Origin of the sequence: Streptomyces sindenensis, from assembly GCF_014649035.1 — a bacterium.
Lineage (GTDB): Bacteria > Actinomycetota > Actinomycetes > Streptomycetales > Streptomycetaceae > Streptomyces > Streptomyces sindenensis.
This window is the reverse complement of record NZ_BMSG01000022.1, coordinates 18,595-39,072: the sequence shown is the minus strand read 5'-3', so window position 1 is coordinate 39,072 and position 20,478 is coordinate 18,595. Positions and strand designations below refer to the sequence as shown.

General features: G+C 75.2%; 12 protein-coding genes. 9 read left to right on the top strand and 3 right to left on the bottom strand.

Annotated features, from left to right (window positions below):
- Nucleotides 1-40 precede the first annotated feature (40 nt).
- A complete protein-coding gene (locus IE145_RS22500; protein ID WP_189527258.1) occupies nucleotides 41-508 on the bottom strand; it encodes a type II toxin-antitoxin system PemK/MazF family toxin in 468 nt (155 codons plus the stop codon).
- 145 nt (nucleotides 509-653) lie between these two features.
- Here IE145_RS22500 and IE145_RS22495 point away from each other — a divergent pair, with 145 nt between their 5' ends.
- Nucleotides 654-1,676 (top strand): LacI family DNA-binding transcriptional regulator, encoded by a 1,023-nt coding sequence (locus IE145_RS22495; RefSeq protein WP_189527257.1) that lies wholly within the window; start codon nucleotides 654-656, stop codon nucleotides 1,674-1,676.
- A gap of 54 nt (nucleotides 1,677-1,730) precedes the next feature.
- Nucleotides 1,731-2,006: a hypothetical protein gene (locus IE145_RS22490; protein ID WP_189527256.1), complete on the top strand. Its 276-nt coding sequence runs from the start codon at nucleotides 1,731-1,733 to the stop codon at nucleotides 2,004-2,006.
- Nucleotides 2,007-2,027: 21 nt separating this feature from the next.
- Here IE145_RS22490 and trxA read toward each other — a convergent pair whose 3' ends face one another.
- Nucleotides 2,028-2,426, bottom strand: coding sequence for a thioredoxin (trxA, locus tag IE145_RS22485; RefSeq protein WP_189527255.1), 399 nt, complete (start codon nucleotides 2,424-2,426; stop codon nucleotides 2,028-2,030).
- A 125-nt stretch (nucleotides 2,427-2,551) separates the two neighbouring features.
- Here trxA and IE145_RS22480 point away from each other — a divergent pair, with 125 nt between their 5' ends.
- Entirely contained in the window at nucleotides 2,552-3,997 is a 1,446-nt protein-coding gene (locus IE145_RS22480; RefSeq protein WP_189527254.1) for a dihydrolipoyl dehydrogenase family protein, read from the top strand.
- A 437-nt stretch (nucleotides 3,998-4,434) separates the two neighbouring features.
- The gene (locus tag IE145_RS22475) at nucleotides 4,435-5,214 is read left to right on the top strand and encodes a S1 family peptidase (protein ID WP_189527253.1); all 780 of its coding nucleotides are present in this window, start codon (nucleotides 4,435-4,437) and stop codon (nucleotides 5,212-5,214) included.
- A 193-nt stretch (nucleotides 5,215-5,407) separates the two neighbouring features.
- On the opposite strand, the gene IE145_RS22470 is transcribed toward IE145_RS22475, so the two are convergent.
- On the bottom strand, nucleotides 5,408-6,658 hold the full coding sequence (locus tag IE145_RS22470) for a DUF6357 family protein (RefSeq protein ID WP_189527252.1): 1,251 nt from the start codon (nucleotides 6,656-6,658) through the stop codon (nucleotides 5,408-5,410).
- Between the two features lie 275 nt (nucleotides 6,659-6,933).
- Here IE145_RS22470 and IE145_RS22465 point away from each other — a divergent pair, with 275 nt between their 5' ends.
- From IE145_RS22465 to IE145_RS22445, 5 genes are read left to right on the top strand one after another with little or no spacing between them, the layout of a single operon-like run.
- Nucleotides 6,934-7,794, top strand: a complete 861-nt coding sequence (locus tag IE145_RS22465; RefSeq protein WP_189527251.1) for a DUF4132 domain-containing protein — start codon at nucleotides 6,934-6,936, stop codon at nucleotides 7,792-7,794.
- Nucleotides 7,791-12,992, top strand: coding sequence for a hypothetical protein (locus IE145_RS22460; protein ID WP_189527250.1), 5,202 nt, complete (start codon nucleotides 7,791-7,793; stop codon nucleotides 12,990-12,992). The genes IE145_RS22465 and IE145_RS22460 overlap by 4 nt, the downstream gene beginning before the upstream one ends.
- On the top strand, nucleotides 12,989-14,242 hold the full coding sequence (locus IE145_RS22455; RefSeq protein WP_189527249.1) for an ATP-binding protein: 1,254 nt from the start codon (nucleotides 12,989-12,991) through the stop codon (nucleotides 14,240-14,242). Before IE145_RS22460 ends, IE145_RS22455 begins: the two co-directional genes overlap by 4 nt.
- A gap of 3 nt (nucleotides 14,243-14,245) precedes the next feature.
- A complete protein-coding gene (locus IE145_RS22450) occupies nucleotides 14,246-18,247 on the top strand; it encodes a vWA domain-containing protein (RefSeq protein ID WP_229825741.1) in 4,002 nt (1,333 codons plus the stop codon).
- The gene (locus tag IE145_RS22445; protein WP_189527248.1) at nucleotides 18,244-20,301 is read left to right on the top strand and encodes a hypothetical protein; all 2,058 of its coding nucleotides are present in this window, start codon (nucleotides 18,244-18,246) and stop codon (nucleotides 20,299-20,301) included. Before IE145_RS22450 ends, IE145_RS22445 begins: the two co-directional genes overlap by 4 nt.
- Nucleotides 20,302-20,478: the final 177 nt, after the last annotated feature.

Sequence of the window (20,478 nt, the reverse complement as noted above, 5' to 3'; positions counted from 1 at the left end):
TCGCGCCCCAGGTCCTGACCGGCCGACCCGCCCCCGGCGCTCAGCTCCAGCCGTACCGCTCACGCAGCCGTTCGAGGACCCGGTCGAAACGGTCCCGGTCCAGCGCGCACGCCTCCCGGCGCATCCCGTCCTCGTGGACCCGCAGCACCCGGTCCAGATCGGCCCAGGACGGCCGCCCCGAGCTGTCCCAGGGACCCGCGCCCAGCGCCACCCACGCGTGGTCCCGGTCGTGCTGCTTGCTGGAGAGCTGGACGGCGAGCAGCGTGCCCGCCTCCTCGCGGGCCACGACGAGCACCGGGCGGTCCTTCCCGCGCCCGTCGCCTTCCTCGAAGGGCACCCAGGTCCAGACGATCTCGCCGGGGTCGGGATCGCCGTCGCGATCGGGGGCGTAGGAGGTGCGCACGGATCCCACCTCGGCGGGATCGGCCTGCACCGTGGCACTCGGCCCGCTGCTGCCGGGCACGTCAGAGGGGTTGTCGGAACGGTAGGCGCTGTCGTGGAACGTCATCACCACACCGTAGAACCCCTGCCTCCGGATCCCGGGAGGGGGGCGTCGGAGCGGGGGCGCGGGGCGGTGTTCCGGCCACCGTGACCGGGGCTGCGGGCCCCGGGCCGAAACCCGCTCCCACGGGTCTGGAAGACTGCCCGACGCCATGAGCCAGTTACCCAAGCAGCCCGCCGAAGTCTCCGTCCCGACCAGCGCCGATGTGGCCCGCCTCGCCGGAGTGTCCCGGGCCACCGTGTCCTACGTGCTGAACAACAACGCCACCGTCCGGATCAGCGATCCCACCCGACGCCGGGTCAGGGAGGCCGCCCTCCAACTCGGTTACGTGCCGCACGCGGCCGCCCGCAGCCTGCGCGCCGGACACAGCCGCATGGTCCTGCTGCCCTCCGGCCACATACCCGGGGGGCCCCTGCACCAGTACTTCTTCGAAGAACTCCAGTCGGGGCTGCGCCGGCTGGACTACACCGTCGTCCAGTACGGCAGCGTCGGCCTCACCGCCGACGAGGCGGCCACGGCCTGGGCCGAACTGCGGCCCGTCGCCGTCGTCGTCCCGCCGGGCATCACCCTCACCCCCCACGGCACGGGCATCCTGACCCGGTCCGGCGCCAAGGCGGTGATCACCCTGGGGCCCGACCCGGTGCCGGGGGCGCACGGCCTGGTCATGGACCAGCGCCGGGTCGGGGAGAGCGCCGTGGAACACCTGGTGGCCCGCGGCCGCCGCCACATCGGTGTGGTCATGCCCCAGGAACCCTGCCGGGAGTCCTTCTCGGAAACCCGCCTCGCCGGCGCCCGGCGCGCCGCCGAATCCGTGAGGGCCCGCGTCTGCCCGCTGCCGTTGGGGTACGACGAGGAATCCGCGCAGCGGCTCGCCGCCCGTTGGGGGGAACTGGGGCTGGACGCGGTGTTCGCGTACAACGACGAGTACGCCATGCTGCTGATGCGGGCCCTCCAGGACGCCGGGGTGGCCGTGCCCGCCGACACAGCGGTGATCGGCGCGGACGACTCCCTCATCGGCAGGCTGCTGCGCCCCCGGCTGAGCACCGTCCGGATGGAGCTGGCCATGCCGCAGCCGCTGGCGGAGACGATCGACCGCATGGTCCAGCACCCGGGCGGGCCACCGGTCCACCACGACCTGCTCCGCACCAGCGCCGTCCACCGGGAATCCAGCTGAACGCCTCCGACGCCGGACGTGCGTGGTGCACGGCGCATGTCTAGCGTCGGAGGCATGAGCCATCCGCAGAGTTACGAGCTGCTCCTGATCCCCGACCACAGCAGGACGCGGTCCGGAGCCCCCGGTCGGCCGATCCGGTCCGCGGTCGTCGCCGCCACCGGCGAGACGGGGGCCTCCGGCTACCCCCGGTACGCCGGCGAGGGCATGGAGGCGGACGTCGATCCGGAGACCCGGACGGTGGAGGCCGTACTCATCGACGGCGAGGAACTCGACTACGGTATGTCGGTCCGCGTCGCCGGGGCGGAGGGTGAGGCCAGGCCGGGCGCCTAGGCCGACCGCCCGGCCGCGTGACTACTGGGCCTCGGGCTGTGCCTGCCCCGCTTCCGCCGCCCGCTGCTGCTCCTCGACCGACTTGCGGACCTCGTCCATGTCCAGATTCCGGGCCTGTCCGATGACGTCCTCCAGGGCCGCCTCCGGCAGGGCGCCGGGCTGCGCGAACACCGCGACGTTGTCCCGGACGATCATCAGCGTCGGGATGGAGCGGATGTCGAAAGCCGCCGCCAGCTCCTGCTGCGCCTCGGTGTCGACCTTGGCGAAGACCAGGTCCGGGTGGCGCTCGGAGGCCGAGTCGTAGACCGGCGCGAACTGCCGGCAGGGGCCACACCAGGAAGCCCAGAAGTCGATCAGGACGAAATCGTTGTCGCTGACGACCTGATCGAAGTTTTCTTTGGTGAGCTCGACGGTGCTCATTCTGGGGTACCTCTTCCTGTGCCCGTGGGGTCCTGTCCGGTCCTGTCCGGCACAACGGTGACTGCACTTGCGCTATTCCGCCTGCCCATGTGGCCGGTGCGCACACCCACGAGGAGACTGTTTCCATGACTGACGCAGGCAAGATCCCCGAAGGCTCGCCCTACGACGTGGTGGTCATCGGCGCGGGGCCCGTGGGCGAGAACGTGGCGGACCGGGCCCGCGCCGCCGGGCTGACCACGGCGGTGGTGGAATCCGAACTGGTCGGCGGCGAATGCTCCTACTGGGCCTGCATGCCGAGCAAGGCGCTGCTGCGCCCCGTCGTCGCCCGTGCCGACGCCCGCCGGGTGCCGGGACTGAGCGCCGCCGTCCGGGGCCCGCTGGACGTGGGAGCCGTCCTCGCCAAACGGGACGAGGAGACGAGCCACTGGAAGGACGACGGCCAGGTCGCCTGGCTGGAGAGCGTCGGAGCCGACGTGTACCGCGGTACGGGCCGGCTCACCGGCCCCCGGGAGGTCACCGTCACCGCCCCCGACGGTACGGAGCACCGCCTCACCGCCCGGCACGCCGTCGCCGTCTGCACCGGCACCCGGGCCGTCGTCCCCGCCCTCCCCGGCATCGCGGAGGCCCGCCCCTGGACCAGCCGCGAGGCCACCAGCGCCAAGGAGGCTCCCGGCCGGCTCGTGGTCGTCGGCGGGGGAGTCGTGGGCGTGGAGATGGCCACCGCCTGGCAGGCGCTGGGCTCCGAGGTGACCTTGCTGATCCGGGGCGCGGGCCTGCTCCCGAGGATGGAGCCGTTCGCGGGCGAGCTGGTCGCCGACGCGCTCACGGAGGCCGGAGCCACGATCCGTACGGGTGTCTCCGTCACCGCCCTCCACCGCCCCGCACCCGACGGTCCGGTCACCGTCGAGCTGGACGACGGCGGCCGCGTCGAGGCCGACGAGATCCTCTTCGCCACCGGCCGGGCCCCGCGCACCGACGAACTGGGCCTGGAGACGATCGGACGGGAACCCGGCTCCTGGCTCTCCGTGGACGACAGCTGCCTCGTCGAGGGCACGGACTGGCTGTACGCGGTCGGGGACGTCAATCACCGCGCTCTGCTGACCCACCAGGGCAAGTACCAGGCCCGGATCGCGGGAGCGGCGATCGCCGCCCGCGCGGCGAAGGACCCGCTGGACACCGCCCCGTGGGGTGCTCACGCGGCCACCGCCGACCACGCGGCCGTTCCCCAGGTCGTCTTCACCGACCCCGAGGCCGCGTCCGTCGGCCTGACCCTCGCCGAGGCCGAACGCGCGGGTCACCGGGTCCGCGCCGTCGACTACGACCTCGCCTCCGTCGCCGGCTCGGGCCTCTACGCCGACGGCTACCGGGGCCGCGCCCGGATGGTGGTGGACCTGGACCGCGAGATTTTGCTCGGCGTCACCTTCGTCGGCCCGGGCATCGGCGAACTCCTGCACTCGGCGACGGTCGCGGTCGCGGGGGAGGTGCCCGTCGCCCGCCTGTGGCACGCGGTTCCGGCGTACCCGACGATCAGCGAGGTGTGGCTGCGGCTGCTGGAGACTTTGAGGGGGTAGGAACCGCCGTCGCGTACGCACACCGGGAATCGCCTCGATGGGCTGGGGGACTCGGAGGCCGTCGCAGCGCGGACGGGGGGGGCATGGCCGGTGCGGCCGCGGCCATCGCCGCGGTCCTGGCCCGGCCCAGGGCGGTCCAGCCGGGGCCCGGTACGGCTACGCCGATGAATCCGGCGAGCAGGGCGGGGCGGAGAGGGCGGCCGCCGACTGCGCTCGTGGGGCAGGGGTCGTCCGCCGAAGAGAGCGGGGCCGACGGCCTTGCGGGCGAAGCCGAGGGCGAGGGGCCTGTCTGACCGGCTGAGGCTGGCCGGAAAGTGTGCCTTGTGGCAGCGGGGACCGGTCCTGACAATCGATTCACCTTGACAGGTGCATGGCTAGTGCTGCGTCGTGCCCCTGGCGTGGTCCTCCCAGCAGCCCCCCACGAAAGAAGGCAGTCCGTGAAGCAACTCCTGCGTGCGCTCAAGAGATGCTCCGTCGTCGTCGCCACCGTCGCTGTCGCGGTCGTCGGTCTCCAGCCCGTCACGGCCTCGGCCGCCCCCAACCCCGTGGTCGGCGGAACCCGTGCCGCCCAGGGCGAGTTCCCCTTCATGGTCCGGCTCTCCATGGGCTGTGGCGGCGCCCTGTACGCCCAGGACATCGTCCTCACCGCCGCCCACTGCGTGGGCGCGTCGGGCAACAACACATCGATCACCGCCACCGGCGGCGTCGTCGATCTCCAGTCGTCCAGCGCGGTCAAGGTCCGCTCCACCAAGGTTCTCCGGGCCCCCGGCTACAACGGCGCCGGCAAGGACTGGGCGCTCATCAAGCTCGCCCAGCCCATCAACCAGCCCACGCTGAAGATCGCCACCACCACCGCCTTCAACCAGGGCACGTTCACCGTCGCCGGCTGGGGTGCCAACCGCGAGGGCGGCAGCCAGCAGCGCTACCTGCTCAAGGCCAACGTCCCGTTCGTGTCCGACGCCGCCTGCCGTGCCGCCTACGGCAACGAACTCGTGGCGAACGAGGAGATCTGCGCCGGATACCCCGACACCGGTGGCGTCGACACCTGCCAGGGCGACTCCGGCGGCCCGATGTTCCGCAGGGACAACGCCGGTGAGTGGATCCAGGTCGGCATCGTCAGCTGGGGCTACGGCTGCGCCCGGCCCGGCTACCCGGGTGTCTACGCCGAGGTCTCGACCTTCGCGTCCGCCATCGCCTCGGCCGCCCGCACGCTCTGACGCCGCGAACCACCACTGTTCGATCGCCGTCGGGCGATCGCGGCCGAACCACCCCGGGGGTGCCCGCACGGACGGGCGCCCCCTCCCCTTTCCTGGTCAGCCGGTGCCCGCGGGGGCGCGCCTCCAGGCCGGCGCCCGAACGCGTCGAACGGGCGACACGAGACCGGTCGGGACTGCGCGAGACCGGTCGGGACTACTCGGCGCGGCGCTGTCGACGTGCGCGTTCGAACTCCGCGACATCCGACATCCAGGGCCCGTGCCCGTCGAGTGCGGCGCAGCCGCCGAGGACGAAGGCGCTCACCAGCTTCCGGTACCCGTCGATCCCGTCGACGAGGCCGTACTCGACCCGGTACTCCGGATCCGCCCCGCCGACACCCTCTCGTACCGTGGTGACCCGGGCGATGGAGTCCGCGTAGAAGTGGAGCTGGATCCCCTCGCCCATCTCCTCGTCCTCGATGGTGAACACTTCGTTGTCCGCGGCGGAGCGGTCGCCGACGAACTCCCAGAACTCCGCGACGGCCGTGCGGGGACCGTCCCGGCGCCACTTCTTCTCGACGTCCTTGTCGTCGGTGAACGACAGGGCCGTCTTCCGCGCGCTCCCGCCGACGCCGGCAGCCTCCTCGTCATCCTCCAGGGGTGTGTTCCTGGAGCGCTCCGCGGCCTCCGAGCACATCAGGAAACTCAGGGTGCGCACCGTGTCATCGGCGAACTCAGGGTATGCACGGCGTACGGCGGCCTCCACCGTCGTCGCCATCCGGTTCCACGCACGCTTGTCCGTGGCGCGCTTCCCCCTTCGTGGGTCGCGGCCGATCCGCATCCCGGCGCACGCCCGTTCGGCGGTGGCGACCACCCGTAGGACTTCGGACAGCAGCGCGGGGGTGACGGCGTCGGGGGTCCGCCTCGGAATCGTCGCGCCGTGCAGGTACTGGCCCGTGTACCGCAGAATCGCGGTGTCGAGGGGACCGAGCACTGTCCCGCGTTCGGCGCGGCGGCGGTTCGCGCGGTACTCCTGGGCGCGTTTCGCGTCGGACATCTCCGTCGCCGTGCGCAGGGCCGCGCAGAGCTGACCTCGCTCCAGCAGACCGATGTCGGCCCCGTGGGAGATGAGCCGGCCCCTGTCCCACGGGATGCGCCGGAAGAGCGCGTCGACGTCCGCGGGGGCGGAGAGGAGGACCGGGTCCAGGAGTGCGACGGCGGCGTTCTCGTCGAGCTCGCCCCGGGTTCCGGCGGCGTCGCACAAGGGGAGGACGGCGCTCCACAGCAGCAGGTGTCTGGCCAGATCCTCCTGGATCACCGCGAGATGGGCCTCCCCGATGGGGAACGTGAAGGTGCGGGGCTCGCGGTTGGCGTCGGCCCCGGCGCCCAGCATCAGCTTCAGCCCGCCGTCCTCGCGGATCACGCTCGGGATCCAGCCGCTCCGGCGGGTGAAGACGATGTCTCTCATGGGCCCAGTCTTCCCCTTCTCCGTCCGTCAGGAAATGCCGTGGGACGGTCCGTCCGGAAACGCCGCGGGGCGCGGAACGGCTGCTCGTACGGCGGAACCATCGCGTCGCGGGCCGTCCTCGGGTCACCGCGGCCGCGGTTCTCCCGGGGCTCCGAACCCATTGTCACTGGTGCCGCCTAGAGTCTCCTTCAATCGTCACGGTGCGTTGCCGTCGACGGGATTCATCAGCATGCCGCCACGGCGGCAACTGTCCGGCACGACGGGGAGAACAGCGCATGGGGTGGGTTTCGGCGGGCGACTACGAAGTCGCTCTGGAGGCGGGCAAGGTGGTCTGCCGCAACGGGAAGGGCCGGCGGCTGAAGTCCGTTCCGGCCAAGGTGAAGGACGATCCGGCGGTCGTCGGTCTCCGGCAGCTGACCGAGTGGCTGGACCGGCACGAGAAGCGGTGCCTGAGCGACGTCGAGCAGTGGATGGTGCGTTCGCTGCCCGTCCCCACGGCCGTGCTCGCCCGGGTCTGGCCCGACCCGGCGTGGCAGGCCGCCCTGCGGGACGTGGTCGTCACCGGCGCGGACGGCGGGGTCGCCGGGTTCCTGCGCGACGTCGATCCCGAGCGCGGCCTCGGCCTCGTCGACCTGGACGGCGACACGGTCCGCATCACCCCCGGCATCGTCCACGTGCCCCACCCCGTCCTGCTGGAGGACCTCGACGAACTGCGGGAGTTCGCGGTCGAGCTGGAAGTCCGCCAGAACGTCGAGCAGCTGTTCCGCGAGGTGTGGCACCGCCCGGCCGGCCTCGCCCCGGACACCACCTCCGTGGACACCTACGCCGGCGGCGTCTTCAAGGAACTGCGCTTCCTGCACGGCCGCGTCACCCAACTCGGGTACCGGTCGCGCGGCGGATACGCGGTCTGCCCGGTCGTCGAGGACGGAGCCGGTGTCGAGGCGCGCATCTGGATCGGCGAACACGACGGATACGACGCGTACGACACCGAGACGGGTCCGCTGGGCTGGACCGACGCCTCGGGACGCGCCCTGACCGCGGCCGAGGTCGGCCCCGTGGCGTGGTCCGAGGGCATGCGCATGGCGGCGGCGCTCTACGCCGGCCGCGACGTCGAGGACGAGGAGCGGGCGGCATGAGCATCACGACGAACACCGAAGCGAACACGGCGGCAGCGGGCTCGACGGCCCTGCCCGCCCAGAACCGGGGCCGCGGCGCCTTCGACCCCGCCGCCGAGGCCCGCGCGGCGAGCCTGCTGGACGCGGGCGCGATCCTCCCGGCCGGGACCACCGACCGGGACGACGCCGACACGCTGACCGCCCGCACCTACACGCACACCGTCCTCGGGGACCGCCCGGTGGTCCGGCTCGTCCCCGGCACGCTCGGCGAAGCCGAGGACCTCGCCCTGGAGTTCCTCGGGCTGGCCCGGACGGCGGAGGCTCCCGTCGTCGGACAGGTCCGCCGCGAGACGCTGGGCTTCCCCGCCTGGGCACTGGTCAACGACCCGGCCAACGGGCACCACGCCCTCGCCCTGGTCAAGGACATCGAGCGGCTCGGCCGACAGGCCAAGACCCGCGCCGGCGCCGCCAAGGAGGGCTTCGACGAGCTCGGCACCCGCCTCGGCCGGGCCGTCCCGCACTTCCTCCCCACCTACTACGAGCAGGTGGCCCGCCTCTTCCTCCAGGCCGAGAACGCCACCTACGCCGCCTCCTTCTTCGGCAAGGCCCGTGAGGCCGAGCGGGTCCACGGCCTGGTCGTGGACGAGGACCGGCAGCGCGCCGTCTTCCTGGAGTTCGCCCTCGCCGGCGCACTGACCGTCAAGGCGCTGCGCCAGTACGTACGCGACCTGGTGGCCCGGCTCGCCCCGGCGGACGCCTGGGCGCAGTTCCGCCGGCTGCTGGTCGAGCGGTGCGCCGCCGGGATGCCGCCGTACGCGGCGCTTCCGCAGGACGTACGCACGCTGGTCAAGGCCGCCGGGCTGGACCGCGAGAGCGCCGAACGCGAGCTGGTGGCCGACCTGATCGGCTCTCCCGGAGTCGTCCGTGCTCCCGCCTCGTTCTGGGCGACCTACGGCGCCGCGCTCATCGCTCTCGCCCGGGCGGACGCGTCCGTGAGGGCCCGGCTCCTCGGATTCTTCCCGGAGACCTTCAGCGAGAGCGGCGGGGACACGGACGGCGAATCCGGCTGGCTCGGGCTGCTGGCCGAGTCCGGCGCCGAGGAACTGCTGACCGCCCTCCCGGCCGACGACCCGGCCTCCTCCGATTCGACCGGCATCCGCGAGGCGGCCGTCTCCCCGGCGGACTGGCTCGCCCGCTGGGAGGCGTACCGACGCCGCAACCGGGCCACCTCGGGCCGCAGCCCCCGCACCCTGGACCTCACCGCCCGGATGACGGACCGGCTGCGCGCCGACGGACGCCCCGTCGAACTCTTCCAGGGCCGCTGGCAGCCCACCGCCGACCTGGACCTCCTCGACCTCTGCCTCGCCTCCGGAGTCCCCGTGGCCGAGCCGGACGACGAGGTCACGGGCCGCGGCCACGCGCGGTCGCACGGCTTCGCGCTGGGCCAGTGGCTCGCCGACGACGCGCCCGGGCGGCGGGACCTCGCCGCCATCGCCGGGCACCCGGGCTTCCGCGACCTCCTGCGCCGGAACGTCGGCGGTCTCGGCAACGGGCACCATCAGCGGCTGAGCGACGCCGGCACGGCGAAGCTGGCCGCACACCCGGTGCTCTCCGTCCTCCTGCGCGAGTGGCTGACCGGCTGCGCCGAGCAGTACACCGCCGCGCGGGGACTGCCCGGGCTGCGCATCGCCCTCAACAAGCTCTCGCCGTTCCGCGCCGTCGTCGCGGACGTGGCCCCCAAGGCCGCGCGCCTGCTCGACGAGCACGACGTCGTCCCCCTGCTCGCCGACACCCTGCGCACGGGCGTCCTCGACGAACTGGGCTGGCCCGCGCTCGACGAGACCTACGCCGAACTGGCCGCCGAGGCCGCCACCGCTGCGCGGCGGGGGAACAACCGGTCGCAGAACGTCGGCGTCACCGGCGCCTGGCCCGCCCTGATCCTGAACACCCTGGAGCGGGCGGTCGTCGTCGGGCCGGAAGGCGTGCTGCTGCGGCACACCCTGCGGCTGCCCCCGAGCACCGACCAGTGGCGGACACCCGCCTTCCGGTTCGTCGACGGCGAGTTGCTGGTGATCTGGTGGGAGGACGGCAAGCAGCGCGGCTACTGGTCGCACCGCCCCGCCGAGGTCTTCACCGTCGGAGGCGACCAGGTCCCCCGCTGGGGCCGCCCCAGTCTGTCGGACGAGGTCTGCGTACCGCTGCCCGGCGGCGGCCGCGCCACCGGAGGCAAAGCCCTGCACGCGGGCGACACCACTCTCCCGCCCCAGCGCGCCGTCCTCGCGGACGGCACCGGGTACTGGCGGGAGGGCCACCAGGGCACCCGCCAAGTATGGCTGGAGTACGACCCGGCCAACGGCACCCACGGCCGCGCCTCCCTCCCCGCTTTCCTCCGCTCCGGAGTGCGGGACGGCACCCGGCTGCTCGCCGAACACTGCCAGGTGCTGCCCCTCCAGCCCGGCCTGGAGACCACCCCCTTCGGCACGGACGGCACGGTCCTCGGCCGCTGGGTCCGCCGCACCGCCACCGAGCCCGGCACGGCCGCTCCCGCCGACGGGGACCGGACCGTCGCCGGCACCCCCGACGGCCACACGGTCACCCTGCCGCACCCGCTGCCCGACGGCGCGACCGTGGTGCCGCTCGGCGCCCTCACCCTGCCCGGCGGGTCCCGGCCCGTCGCGGTCCTGCGCCACCGGTCCGTCGAAGCGCACCCGGCGGACACCGACGGCACCGGCGGCGGCCTGTGGTCCGTCGGCACCGACTCCTCCGGCGGGAATGACGCGGCGGGCACCCCCTACGTTCCTCCCGCCGTCTACTGGCACGCCCTGCGCCCGAGGGACGAGCAGGGCTCCGCCGCCCTGCGGAAGCTGACGGACGCCCGGGCCCAGGAGCTGTTCGACGAGGTCGCCACCGCGGTCGCCCGCCACCTGAAGGCGTTCCGGGCGGCCGAGGAGTACACCGGGCCCTCGTCGCGGGAGATGAGCGAGGAAGCCGTCGCCCGGGTCCTGCCCGAGGTGTCCGACGCACGCCTCCTCGCGGGCGTCACCGCGCTCGTGCGGACCGCTGTCGACCGGGCCGTCGCGGTCGCCCAGTACCTGGAACCACCCGCACCCGCGCAGCCGGTCACGCCCAGGAACACGGCACGCACCCAGGGCATGTTCTTCGACCACGAGCCCGAGCACGGCGACGACGCGACCCTGCGCGCCGCCACCGCCTGGGGCGCCGAGAAGATGCGCGGCTCCTGGTGGGGAGGCGGGTCCCGGTGGACGGCGATCCGGCAGATCCTCGCCGTCAACCACGTCCTCGGCGGTGAGCCGGCCTTCGGCCCGGCCACGCCGTCGAAGGTGCCCTTCACCCCCGTGGACGGCTGGCAGCGCGACGCGTACACGGTGCCCGGCGAGTCCCCCGCCTGGACCACCCTCCTCGACAAGCTGCCCGAACTGGCCTACCGGGCCGCCTCGGAGGCCACCTCCGCCGAGCACCGCGCCGGGCTCCTCGTGCTGCTGGAAGCGTTCGCCGCGGGCCCGCTGGCCGACCCCGCGGGCACGGTCCGGCGGGTGGAACTCGTCGAACCGCTCGACACGGCCGACCCCGGGCGGAACGGACGCCCCGAGGCCGTGCACCGCCTGGGCCAGGTCCTGCGCAAGGGCTCCCGCACCGTCGTGGTCCTCTCCGACCACGGCCGCAACTCCCGGGACGACTCCGCCCGCTGGCTCGCCCTCGACCACGATCCGACCGCAGCCTTCGGACCCGTCCCCGGCTTCACCCTCGACCGCGAGCACGTCTACCGGCAGGGCATCACCCGCGACCGGCTCACCCGGCTGACCGCCCTCGTACGGGAGAAGGGCCCCGCGCCCTGGCGCCCGGAAGCCGCCGAGGCGTTCCACACGGCCACCGGAGTCGGCCCCCTCCAGGCCACCGCGCTGCTGTCGGCGGCCGTCGAGGAGCCCGACGCCGAGGCGTTGGCCCTCCTCGGCGCGAAGACCCGCGCCTTCGAGAGCGCCCAGGACCGGCTGGACGCCCTGCCCCGCGACGACCGGCACACCGTGCTGCGGGCGCTGCTGCCCGCGGACCCGGCCGAGCTGTGGACCACGGGCCCCGACGTCCGGGCCGCGGCCGAGGCGTGGCGCGAACACCTCGGCTCCCTCGTCCGCGTCCCCGAGGAACTGGACCTCGACCTCAGCGGCGCCACGGCCGCCTCCGTCGACCTGCTCCTCAACGCGGGCACCAAGGGCTGGCTGGCCCACGGCACGCCCGTACCGGACGGCAGCACCCGCCCCGCCCTCCTCCGGGTGGGTGGGCGCGGCGCGATCTCCAACGTCCTGACCGCCCTGCGCACCCTCGCGTACACGCTGCCGTACGGGCACCCTCTGCGGGCCCGCCTGCCCGTCGGCCTCGCGGCCCTGCGCAGCCGCGTCACGGACCCCTCACTGGTCCTGGACCTCGGTCTGGACTGGACCGAGTCGGGGGTCTCCCTCGGCACCGCGATCCGCGCCGCGCACGGCCTCCCGGAGTCCGGCGGCGCCGAGGCCGACGGCATGGTCCGTGCCGGATCGGCCCTGCTCCTCGCCCCCGGTTACGGCGACAGCGAGAGGCTGCTGATCCGCCCGGCCGGCCTGGCGGGCCCCGACGACCCGGCGTTCGGCCTGGTCGAGGGCACCGTCAGCCCGCACCGCACCGGCGACTTCCTCGCCCTGCGCGCCCTGCTGGGCCCGGAGGCCGACGCCCTGGCCTCGGCGGGCGCCCCCGACGGCTCGGCGCACCACCCGGCCCAGGACCCGACGCGTGCGGTGCCGGACCTGGTGGCCGAGGCCGCCGACGCCCTCGCCCTGAGCGAGGACGCCGCCGCCCTCTATCTGATGCTGCTCACCCTGCCCGACCCCACGGACCGCAACTGCGTCCGCTGGACCGGGTGGAAGCCGGCCCGGATCAAGAAGGCCCGCGCGGAACTCGCCGCCACCGACCTCGTCGTGGAGGCGAAGCGCTCGCGCGCCGGCCGCACCCTGTTCCTTCCCTGCGGCTGGCTCGAACGCGGCGCCCCCGGGCTGCCGCTGGAGACCTGGAAGGAAAGCCTGTACCCCGTGGAGGGTTCCGCCCGGACCCTGCCCCACCTTCCCGTCCCCGCGCTGTACGCAGCCGCCTGGGCCCGGGTCCGGGGCGGCGACGCCCCCGCCTTCGAAGAACTCAACACCCGCGCCACCCGGAAGGGCCGCCGCCGATGACGAACGACACCACGACCACCCCGGACAGCCCCGCTCCCGGCAGCACCGCCCCGGCCGGCACCACCGCGGGAGGGGTCCCGGGCCAGGCGACCGCGCCCGGTCACGGGCCCCGGCAGATCACCCCGCCCGAGGACCGGTACGCCACCGAGCTGGCCTTCCTCGCCGCGCACGACTCCGGGCCCCGCCCGCCCGGCTGGCTGCTCACCCCCCGTGCCGTCGTCACCTTCGTGATGGGCAGCGCGGGTGACGCACTGAGCCTGCCCAAGGGCGCCCGGCCCGGAGCCGGGGTGCCGCGCCGTCTGGTGATCGAGCAGAAGTTCGTCGGCGAACGCGCCCTGGTCGAACGGTGCGTGGTCACCCTCGCCGGGGAACGCGGACTGCTCCTCGTCGGCGAACCGGGCACCGCCAAGTCCATGCTCTCCGAGCTGCTGTCGGCGGCCGTCTGCGGGACCAGCGCGCTCACCGTGCAGGGCACCGCGGGCACCACCGAGGACCAGCTCAAGTACGGCTGGAACTACGCTTTGCTGCTCGCCCAGGGCCCCACCGAGCAGGCCCTCGTGCCCTCCCCGGTCCTCACCGCCATGACCCGGGGCGCCGTAGCCCGTGTCGAGGAGGTCACCCGCTGCCTGCCGGAGGTCCAGGACGCTCTCGTGTCCCTGCTCTCCGAACGGCGGATCGCGGTTCCCGAGCTGGCCGGCGGCGACGGCGCCCAGGTGCACGCGGCCCCCGGCTTCACCCTCATCGCCACCGCCAACCTCCGGGACAAGGGCGTCTCGGAGATGTCCGCCGCACTGAAGCGGCGCTTCAATTTCGAGACGGTGGGCCCCATCGGCGACGTGGACGCCGAGACCGCGCTCGTCCGGCGCCAGTCGCGGGCCGCGGTCGAACGGGTGGGCGCCGCCTACCAGGTGGACGACGCGGTCCTCGAAGCCCTCGTCACCGCCTTCCGGGACCTGCGCGACGGCCGCTCCGTCGAGGGCTGGGAGGTCGAGCGCCCCTCCACGGTGATGAGCACGGCGGAGGCCGTCTCCGTCGCGGGCTCCCTGGGCCTGGCCGCCGCCTATTTCCCCGGCGACCGGGACGTGCTCTCCCTGCTGCCCGGCCATCTGCTCGGCGTCGTCCGCAAGGACGACCCCGCCGACGCGGCACGGCTGCTGGGGTACTGGGACGGGCCGGTGCGCAGGCGTGCGGAGCAGGGTTCGGCCACCTGGCGCGCGCTGTGGGACCTGCGTTCGGTGCTGGAGAGCTGACCGATGAACGAAACGAACAAGGCCGGTGCCGGGACGGGAGCGGGGACGACGGCGGAGGCCGACGCCGCCGAGGCGCCGTCGGCCGCCGGCGCTCCCGCCGCCACCCCGGTGCGGGGTTCGGCGGGCGGACCCGCCACCGCGGAGGCCGCGGTGGCGGCCCTCGCGGCGTCCGGTCCCGGGGAGCCGTTCCTGATCGGGGTGCGCCACCACGCGCCCTCGCTGGCGGCGGCCCTGCCCGCGCTGCTGGACGCGGCGGCCCCCGACCTCCTCCTCGTCGAACTGCCCGCCGAGTTCCAGCCCTGGCTGGGCTGGCTCGCCCACGAGGAGACCGAGGCCCCGGTGGCGCTGGCCGCCGTGCCCGACGGCCCCGGAGCCGGACCGGGAGGTGAACGGGGCCCGGCCTTCTACCCGTTCGCGGACTTCTCGCCCGAACTGGTCGCGCTGCGCTGGGCGGCGCAGAACGGCATCCCGGCCGTGGCCTGCGATCTGCCCCTGGCCGACCGGGCGTGGGCGGAGGGCGGCGTCACCCCCGCCCCGGCTCCGGGCGCCGCCTCCGCACCCGTGCCGGGCGAGGGACTCGGGCTGTCCACCGCACTCCGGTCCCGGCTCACCGGCCGGGACGGCGACGACCTGTGGGACCGGCTGGTGGAGGCCCGGGCGCCCGGCTCGACCCCCGAGGCGCTGCGCCGTGCCGCCCTGCTCACCGGCTGGGCCCTGCGTTACGAGGCCGAGGCGCGGGGCGGGGTGCAGCGCACGGACCTGGTCCGCGAGGCGTGCATGCGCGGGCACGTCGCCGAGGCCCTCGCGAACGGACGGCGGCCCGCCGTGGTGGTGGGCGCCTTCCACACCCCGGCGCTGCTGCCGTCAGCTGCGGGGGCGGCCGGGCCCGCCGGGAGCGCCGGACAGCCGGAGCCGGCAGCCCCGGCTCCGGCCACCGCGCGGGAACAGGAAGCACCCGACCCGGCTCCGGCCACCGCGCGGGAACAGGAAGCACCCGACCCGGCCGCCGTGCCGGAGCCGGGCGCGGGCAAGCGCGCCGACGCCGCTCCCGGGACCGGTACGTGCACGGTCTCCCTGATCCCGTACACGTACCCCCTGCTCGACTCCCGCTCCGGCTACCCGGCCGGTATCCGGGACCCGGAGTGGCAGCACACCGTCCTGGAGGCCGCCGGGGACCCGGAGGTGATCCACGAGGCGCTGGTCCGCACCGCCGTACGCCTCTGCGCCGCCCTGCGCGAACAGGGCCACCCCTACGGCCCGGCGGACGGCCGGGAGATCGTCCGGGTCGCCGGTGACCTGGCCCGGTTGCGCGATCTGCCCGCGCCGGGCCGCGGCGAACTCCTGGAAGCCGTGCAGACCGTGCTGGGGCGCGGCGAGACCTACGGCACGGGCCGTGCCGTCGCCCAGGCCCTCGAACGCGTCCTCGTCGGAGCGCGCACCGGGCGGCCCGCACCCGCCGCTCCGCGCAGCGGACTGAGCCCGGCCGTCGAGGCCGAGACCGCGGCGCTGGGGCTCCCCGGCCCGGGGGACGCACACGAGAAGGCACCGCGCGACCTCCGGCTCGACCCGGCACGCTCGGCACTGGACAGCCGCCGCGAACTGCTGCTGCGCAGGCTGACCGTGTGCGGTATCCCCTACGGGCAGGAGCAGGAGGTCACCGGCGCGGCGGGCGGCGAAGGGCTGACGACGCGCTGGCAGGTGCGGTGGACCCCGGCGACGGCCGCGATGCTCACCGCGGCCGGTGCCCGTGGCGTCACCCCGGCCCAGGCGGCCGAGGGCGTGCTGCGGCAGCGCCACGCGGCCGAGCGCGCGGAGGGCGGTCCGACGGCCGCCCAGGTCGTGCGCGGCCTCGCGGCGGCCGCCGCGTGCGGACTGCCCGCCCCGGCCGACGAACGGCTGACCGAACTCGCGGCCGTGCTCCCCGCGAGCGGCACCCTTCCCGAACTCCTCGCCGGGCTCGACCTGCTGGACCGCATCGACGCAGGCCACCTGCCGGGCCTGACCGAGCCCGACGGCCCCGGCACCCGGCCCGACGGCCCCGGCACCCGGCCCGACGGTCCTGACACCCGGCCCGACGGCCCCGGCAGCCGGCCCGACGGCTCCGGGGACCTGCCCCAAAGCGCCGAAAGCGCTGCGGCCCCGGGCACCGCTCCTACCGCGAGGGCCGCCCGCATCGCGCACGCGGTGGAGCTGCTGACCGCTGCCGCGGTGCGCCAGGTCGAGGGCCTCACCGGCTCCGAGAAGCCGGAGGACGCCCGCGCACTGCTCGAACTGGCCCAGCGGGCCGACCGGCTGGGCGGTATCCGGCTCACCGACGCCCTGGCCCGGCTGGCCGCCGACGGCGCCCCGCTGATCGCCGCGGCCGCCGGAGCGGTCAGGGTGCTCACCGGCCACGACGAGGCCGAGGCCTTCGGGGAGCGCGTCGCCTCCTGGGTGGACGGAGCCGTGGACAGCGCCTCCCGGGCCACGCTCACCGCCCGCCTCTCCGGCGTCCTGACGGTCGCGGGCCCGCTCCTGACCGTCGGTGTCGGAGCCCTGGACCCCTTGCTGGAGCGGGTCGTCGAGCTGGACGACTCCGCGTTCCTGGCCCGCCTGCCGGCCCTGCGCGGTGGTTTCGACACCCTGAGCCCGGCCGCCCGGGAACGGCTGCTGGGCACCGTCGAGGAGCGGCTGGGCGAACGGGTGGACGACCTCGACGCCGATGATCCGGCCGAACTGGCCCGCCGTACGGCCGCCGACCTCGCGGCCCGCGAGCTGCTGACGGCACTCGGCCTTCCGGTCACGGCGCCCGCCCACGACGACGACCGGCTCCCACCGCCGTCCGGCCACCCCACCGCACCCGGGTCCGCGCCCCTCGCCGAAGCTGCCCCCGCGCAGGCTCTCTCCCGCACCCTCGCGCCCGCCGACCGCTGGCGGCTCGTGCTCGGCCGGAGCGCCGACCGACTGCCGCCCGGTGCCGCCCGTCTGGCGACCGCGCTGGACGAGCTCTACGGCGCGGGACACGGCGAGGGTTCCCGGGGCGGCCTCCCCGGTCGTGGCGGCTCCGGAGCGGGCGGCGGCCGGGAGCCGTCGTTCCCCGGCGTCCGCGAATGGTCGGAGGAGCTGGCCGCGCTGTTCGGCCCCGGCGTCCGCGAAGAGGTCCTCGCCGCCGCGGCCGTGACGGGCCGCCAGGACGTCCTGGCCGAACTCGACCCGGCGGCGGCGACCCCCTCCGTGGAACTGCTCCGGACGATCCTGCAGTACGCAGGCGGCCTTCCCGAAGCCCGCCTCGCGGCCCTCCGCCCGCTCGTGCGCCACCTGGTCGACGAACTGACCCGGCAGCTCGCCACCCGGCTGCGACCCGCGCTGACCGGTACGACGACGGCCCGGCCCACCCGCCGCCCCGGCGGCCGGCTCGACCTGCCGCGCACCCTGCATGCCAATCTGGCCACCGCACGCCGGACGGCCGACGGCACGGTCCAGGTGATCCCCGAGAAGCCCGTCTTCCGCAGCCGCGCCCGCAGATCGGCCGACTGGCGTCTGATCCTGGTCACCGACGTCTCCGGATCCATGGAGGCCTCCACGATCTGGTCCGCGCTGACCGCCTCCGTGCTCGCCGGGGTGCCGACCCTGAGCACCCACTTCCTGGCGTTCTCCACGGAGGTCGTCGACCTCACCGGCCATGTGCGTGATCCGCTCTCGCTCCTGCTGGAAGTGAGCGTGGGCGGCGGAACGCACATCGCCGCCGGGCTCCGGCACGCCCGCGGCCTGATCGAGGTGCCCTCGCGCACCCTCGTCGTCGTCATCAGCGACTTCGAGGAGGGGGCGCCGCTCGCCGGACTGCTGGCCGAGGTGCGGGCGTTGGTGAACACCGGTTGCCATGTCCTCGGGTGCGCGAGTCTCGACGACGCCGGCCGCCCTCGCTATTCGACGGGCGTCGCCGGGCAGCTCGTGGCCGCCGGCATGCCCGTGGCGGCCCTCAGCCCGCTGGAACTGGCCCGCTGGATAGGAGAGAAGACCGCATGAACGCCGATCGGTTGCCGCCCGTCGCACCCGAGGTCACGGCCACGCTCGTGGAGGGCCTCTCGCCCCGGCTGCGCAAGCGGCTCGACGCCGCGGTCACCAAGCTCGCCGCCCGCCCGGCACACCGCGACGCAGACACCACGACGATCGAGGTCGACGAGGAGACCGAGCTGCGCCTGCACGCTCCGGGCGGCGTGGTGGCGAAGGTGGAGGACATCACCTGCGGCTGCCTCCTCGCCCCGGCCTGCGTCCACCGCGCGGCCGCCGCCTGCGCCGCTCCCACGGCCGACCTGGCGCCGGAGCCCGCCGGAGAGCCCGCCCCGAAAGCCCCCGGCCCGGCCACGAATCCGGTCACGGATCCGGCGTCGATCGCGGCCACGACTCCGGCCACGGCCACGACCCTGGTCACGGACCCGACTACGACCCCGGCCACGGCCCTGGCCACAGACCCGCCCCCGGCCACGCACCGGACCTCAACGACGGGCCCGGCCCCCGGCCCGGGCCTCGCACCCGGCCGCACCCCCGACGCCGAGTCCACCCCCGCCCACGCCCCCGACACCACCCCGCCGGAGACCGCGACCCCGGACCAGCGTGCCGCCGCCGACGCCCTGTGGGCGGCGGGCGCCGCCGTGCTGGAAGCCGGGGTCGACGGGGCCGGGGCCGTCGCCCAGTCGGCCCTCCTGCGCGCCGCGCACACCGCCCGGCTCCGGCACCTGCCCCGTGCCGCGGGCGCCGCGCTCTCCGTCGTCACGCTGCTGCGCGCCGCCCGCGCCGGAGATCCGTCGTACCGCACCGCCGAGCTCGTCACGGTCCTGGCCGAACTCCTCGGCACCGCCCGTCGCGTGGCGACGGCGTCCGGGGCGGAGCTGGCCGCGGTCCGAGGCCGGGTGCGCCGCCCGTACAGCCCGGACGGCTCGCTCCGCCTGTACGGCCTGTTCACCGAACCCGTGGTCACCGACTCGGGGCACGGCGGCGTCCGCACCTGGGTCGCCGCAGCCGACGGCCGTCTCTTCACGGTCGGAGACGTGGCGCCCGGCGGGGCGGGGCGCGCCCTCGGCGTGGCCGACCGGGCCGTGCGCCTGGGCGACAGCGCGCTCACCCACCGGGAGCTGGGCCGGGCCGGTCTGGCGGTCTCGGGCGCGACGGTCTCGCCGGACGGCAGACTCGGTGCTGGGAAGAGCGTCAAGGCCGTCACCGCCCGGGGTGCCGCGTGGACTGAGCCACCCCTCGCCGCTCTGTGGGAGACACCACCGGCCGAGCAGGCCGCCCGCGCCCTGCGGTCCACCTCCCGCTACGCGGACCCGGACGGCAGCGGCAGCGACCTGCTCTTCCTGGACATCGAACTTCTCGGCGCCGTACGGGAACCGGGCGGCACCTGCCTGCTCGCGCTGTGCGAGGGAGGCGTGCCCGTCCGGCTCACCGCCGCCGACGACGACCCCGCGCTGGCCCACCGCGACAACCTGTCCCTGCTGGCCGCGGCGCCGGGGACCCGGCTGAGGATCATCGGCCGGCTGATCCCCGCAGACCACCCCCGGCTCACGCTCCTCGCGTGCTCGCACCCGACCGGCGAGGGCACGATCGACCTCGGCCTCGATCGGCTGCGCCGCGCCGACCTCCCGGACCCGGCCGCCCCGGCGCACGTCGCCGCGCCGCAGCCCGCGGGACCCGGCGCATCATCGCCCCTGTACCTCCTGGAGCGCCGGGTGGAGCAGACGGTTCCGGCGGGCCGCGCCGCCCTCGGCATGCTGGGCGACATCACCGGGGAGACCCGCCGAATCCGCCGCGGCGGTCTCCCCACGGCCGCCGCACTGCTCACCGCCCTGTGCGCCTCGGCCGCCCAGCGCGACCGCGACCACTTCGGCCGTCTGCTCCCCGCCGACACCGACGGCTTCGCCGCGTACTGGCTGGCAGCCGCCCGCTACTCGGCCGCCGTGTCCGAATCGCTGTGCGCGGCCGCCTGGAACCCGACGGGGGAGGACCGGGCCGCCGCGCCGCTCACCGCCGCCTCTTTCCGGCCGTCGGGTGTCCGGGCGACGCCGACCACGCCCGTACGGTGACCGTCGAGGACGCGCACGCGGCGTCCACTCCCGACGTCCCGCAGGCGGACGGGGGAGCCGCTGTGGCCGGACAGCGCGAACCGGCCGTCCGCGCCGAGCCGGACCGCGTTCGCCCGGCCCGGCCGCTCGTCCGACACCCGTGGGCACTGCCCGCTCGCCGTGTCCCAGAGCCGGATG

Bases quoted from the DNA above. Each gene is read 5' to 3' on its own strand.
- IE145_RS22500 (WP_189527258.1), bottom strand. From the start codon at position 508: ATGACGTTCCACGACAGCGCCTACCGTTCCGACAACCCCTCTGACGTG.
- IE145_RS22495 (WP_189527257.1), top strand. From the start codon at position 654: ATGAGCCAGTTACCCAAGCAGCCCGCCGAAGTCTCCGTCCCGACCAGC.
- IE145_RS22490 (WP_189527256.1), top strand. From the start codon at position 1,731: ATGAGCCATCCGCAGAGTTACGAGCTGCTCCTGATCCCCGACCACAGC.
- trxA (WP_189527255.1), bottom strand. From the start codon at position 2,426: ATGAGCACCGTCGAGCTCACCAAAGAAAACTTCGATCAGGTCGTCAGC.
- IE145_RS22480 (WP_189527254.1), top strand. From the start codon at position 2,552: ATGACTGACGCAGGCAAGATCCCCGAAGGCTCGCCCTACGACGTGGTG.
- IE145_RS22470 (WP_189527252.1), bottom strand. From the start codon at position 6,658: ATGAGAGACATCGTCTTCACCCGCCGGAGCGGCTGGATCCCGAGCGTG.
- IE145_RS22465 (WP_189527251.1), top strand. From the start codon at position 6,934: ATGGGGTGGGTTTCGGCGGGCGACTACGAAGTCGCTCTGGAGGCGGGC.
- IE145_RS22460 (WP_189527250.1), top strand. From the start codon at position 7,791: ATGAGCATCACGACGAACACCGAAGCGAACACGGCGGCAGCGGGCTCG.
- IE145_RS22455 (WP_189527249.1), top strand. From the start codon at position 12,989: ATGACGAACGACACCACGACCACCCCGGACAGCCCCGCTCCCGGCAGC.
- IE145_RS22450 (WP_229825741.1), top strand. From the start codon at position 14,246: ATGAACGAAACGAACAAGGCCGGTGCCGGGACGGGAGCGGGGACGACG.
- IE145_RS22445 (WP_189527248.1), top strand. From the start codon at position 18,244: ATGAACGCCGATCGGTTGCCGCCCGTCGCACCCGAGGTCACGGCCACG.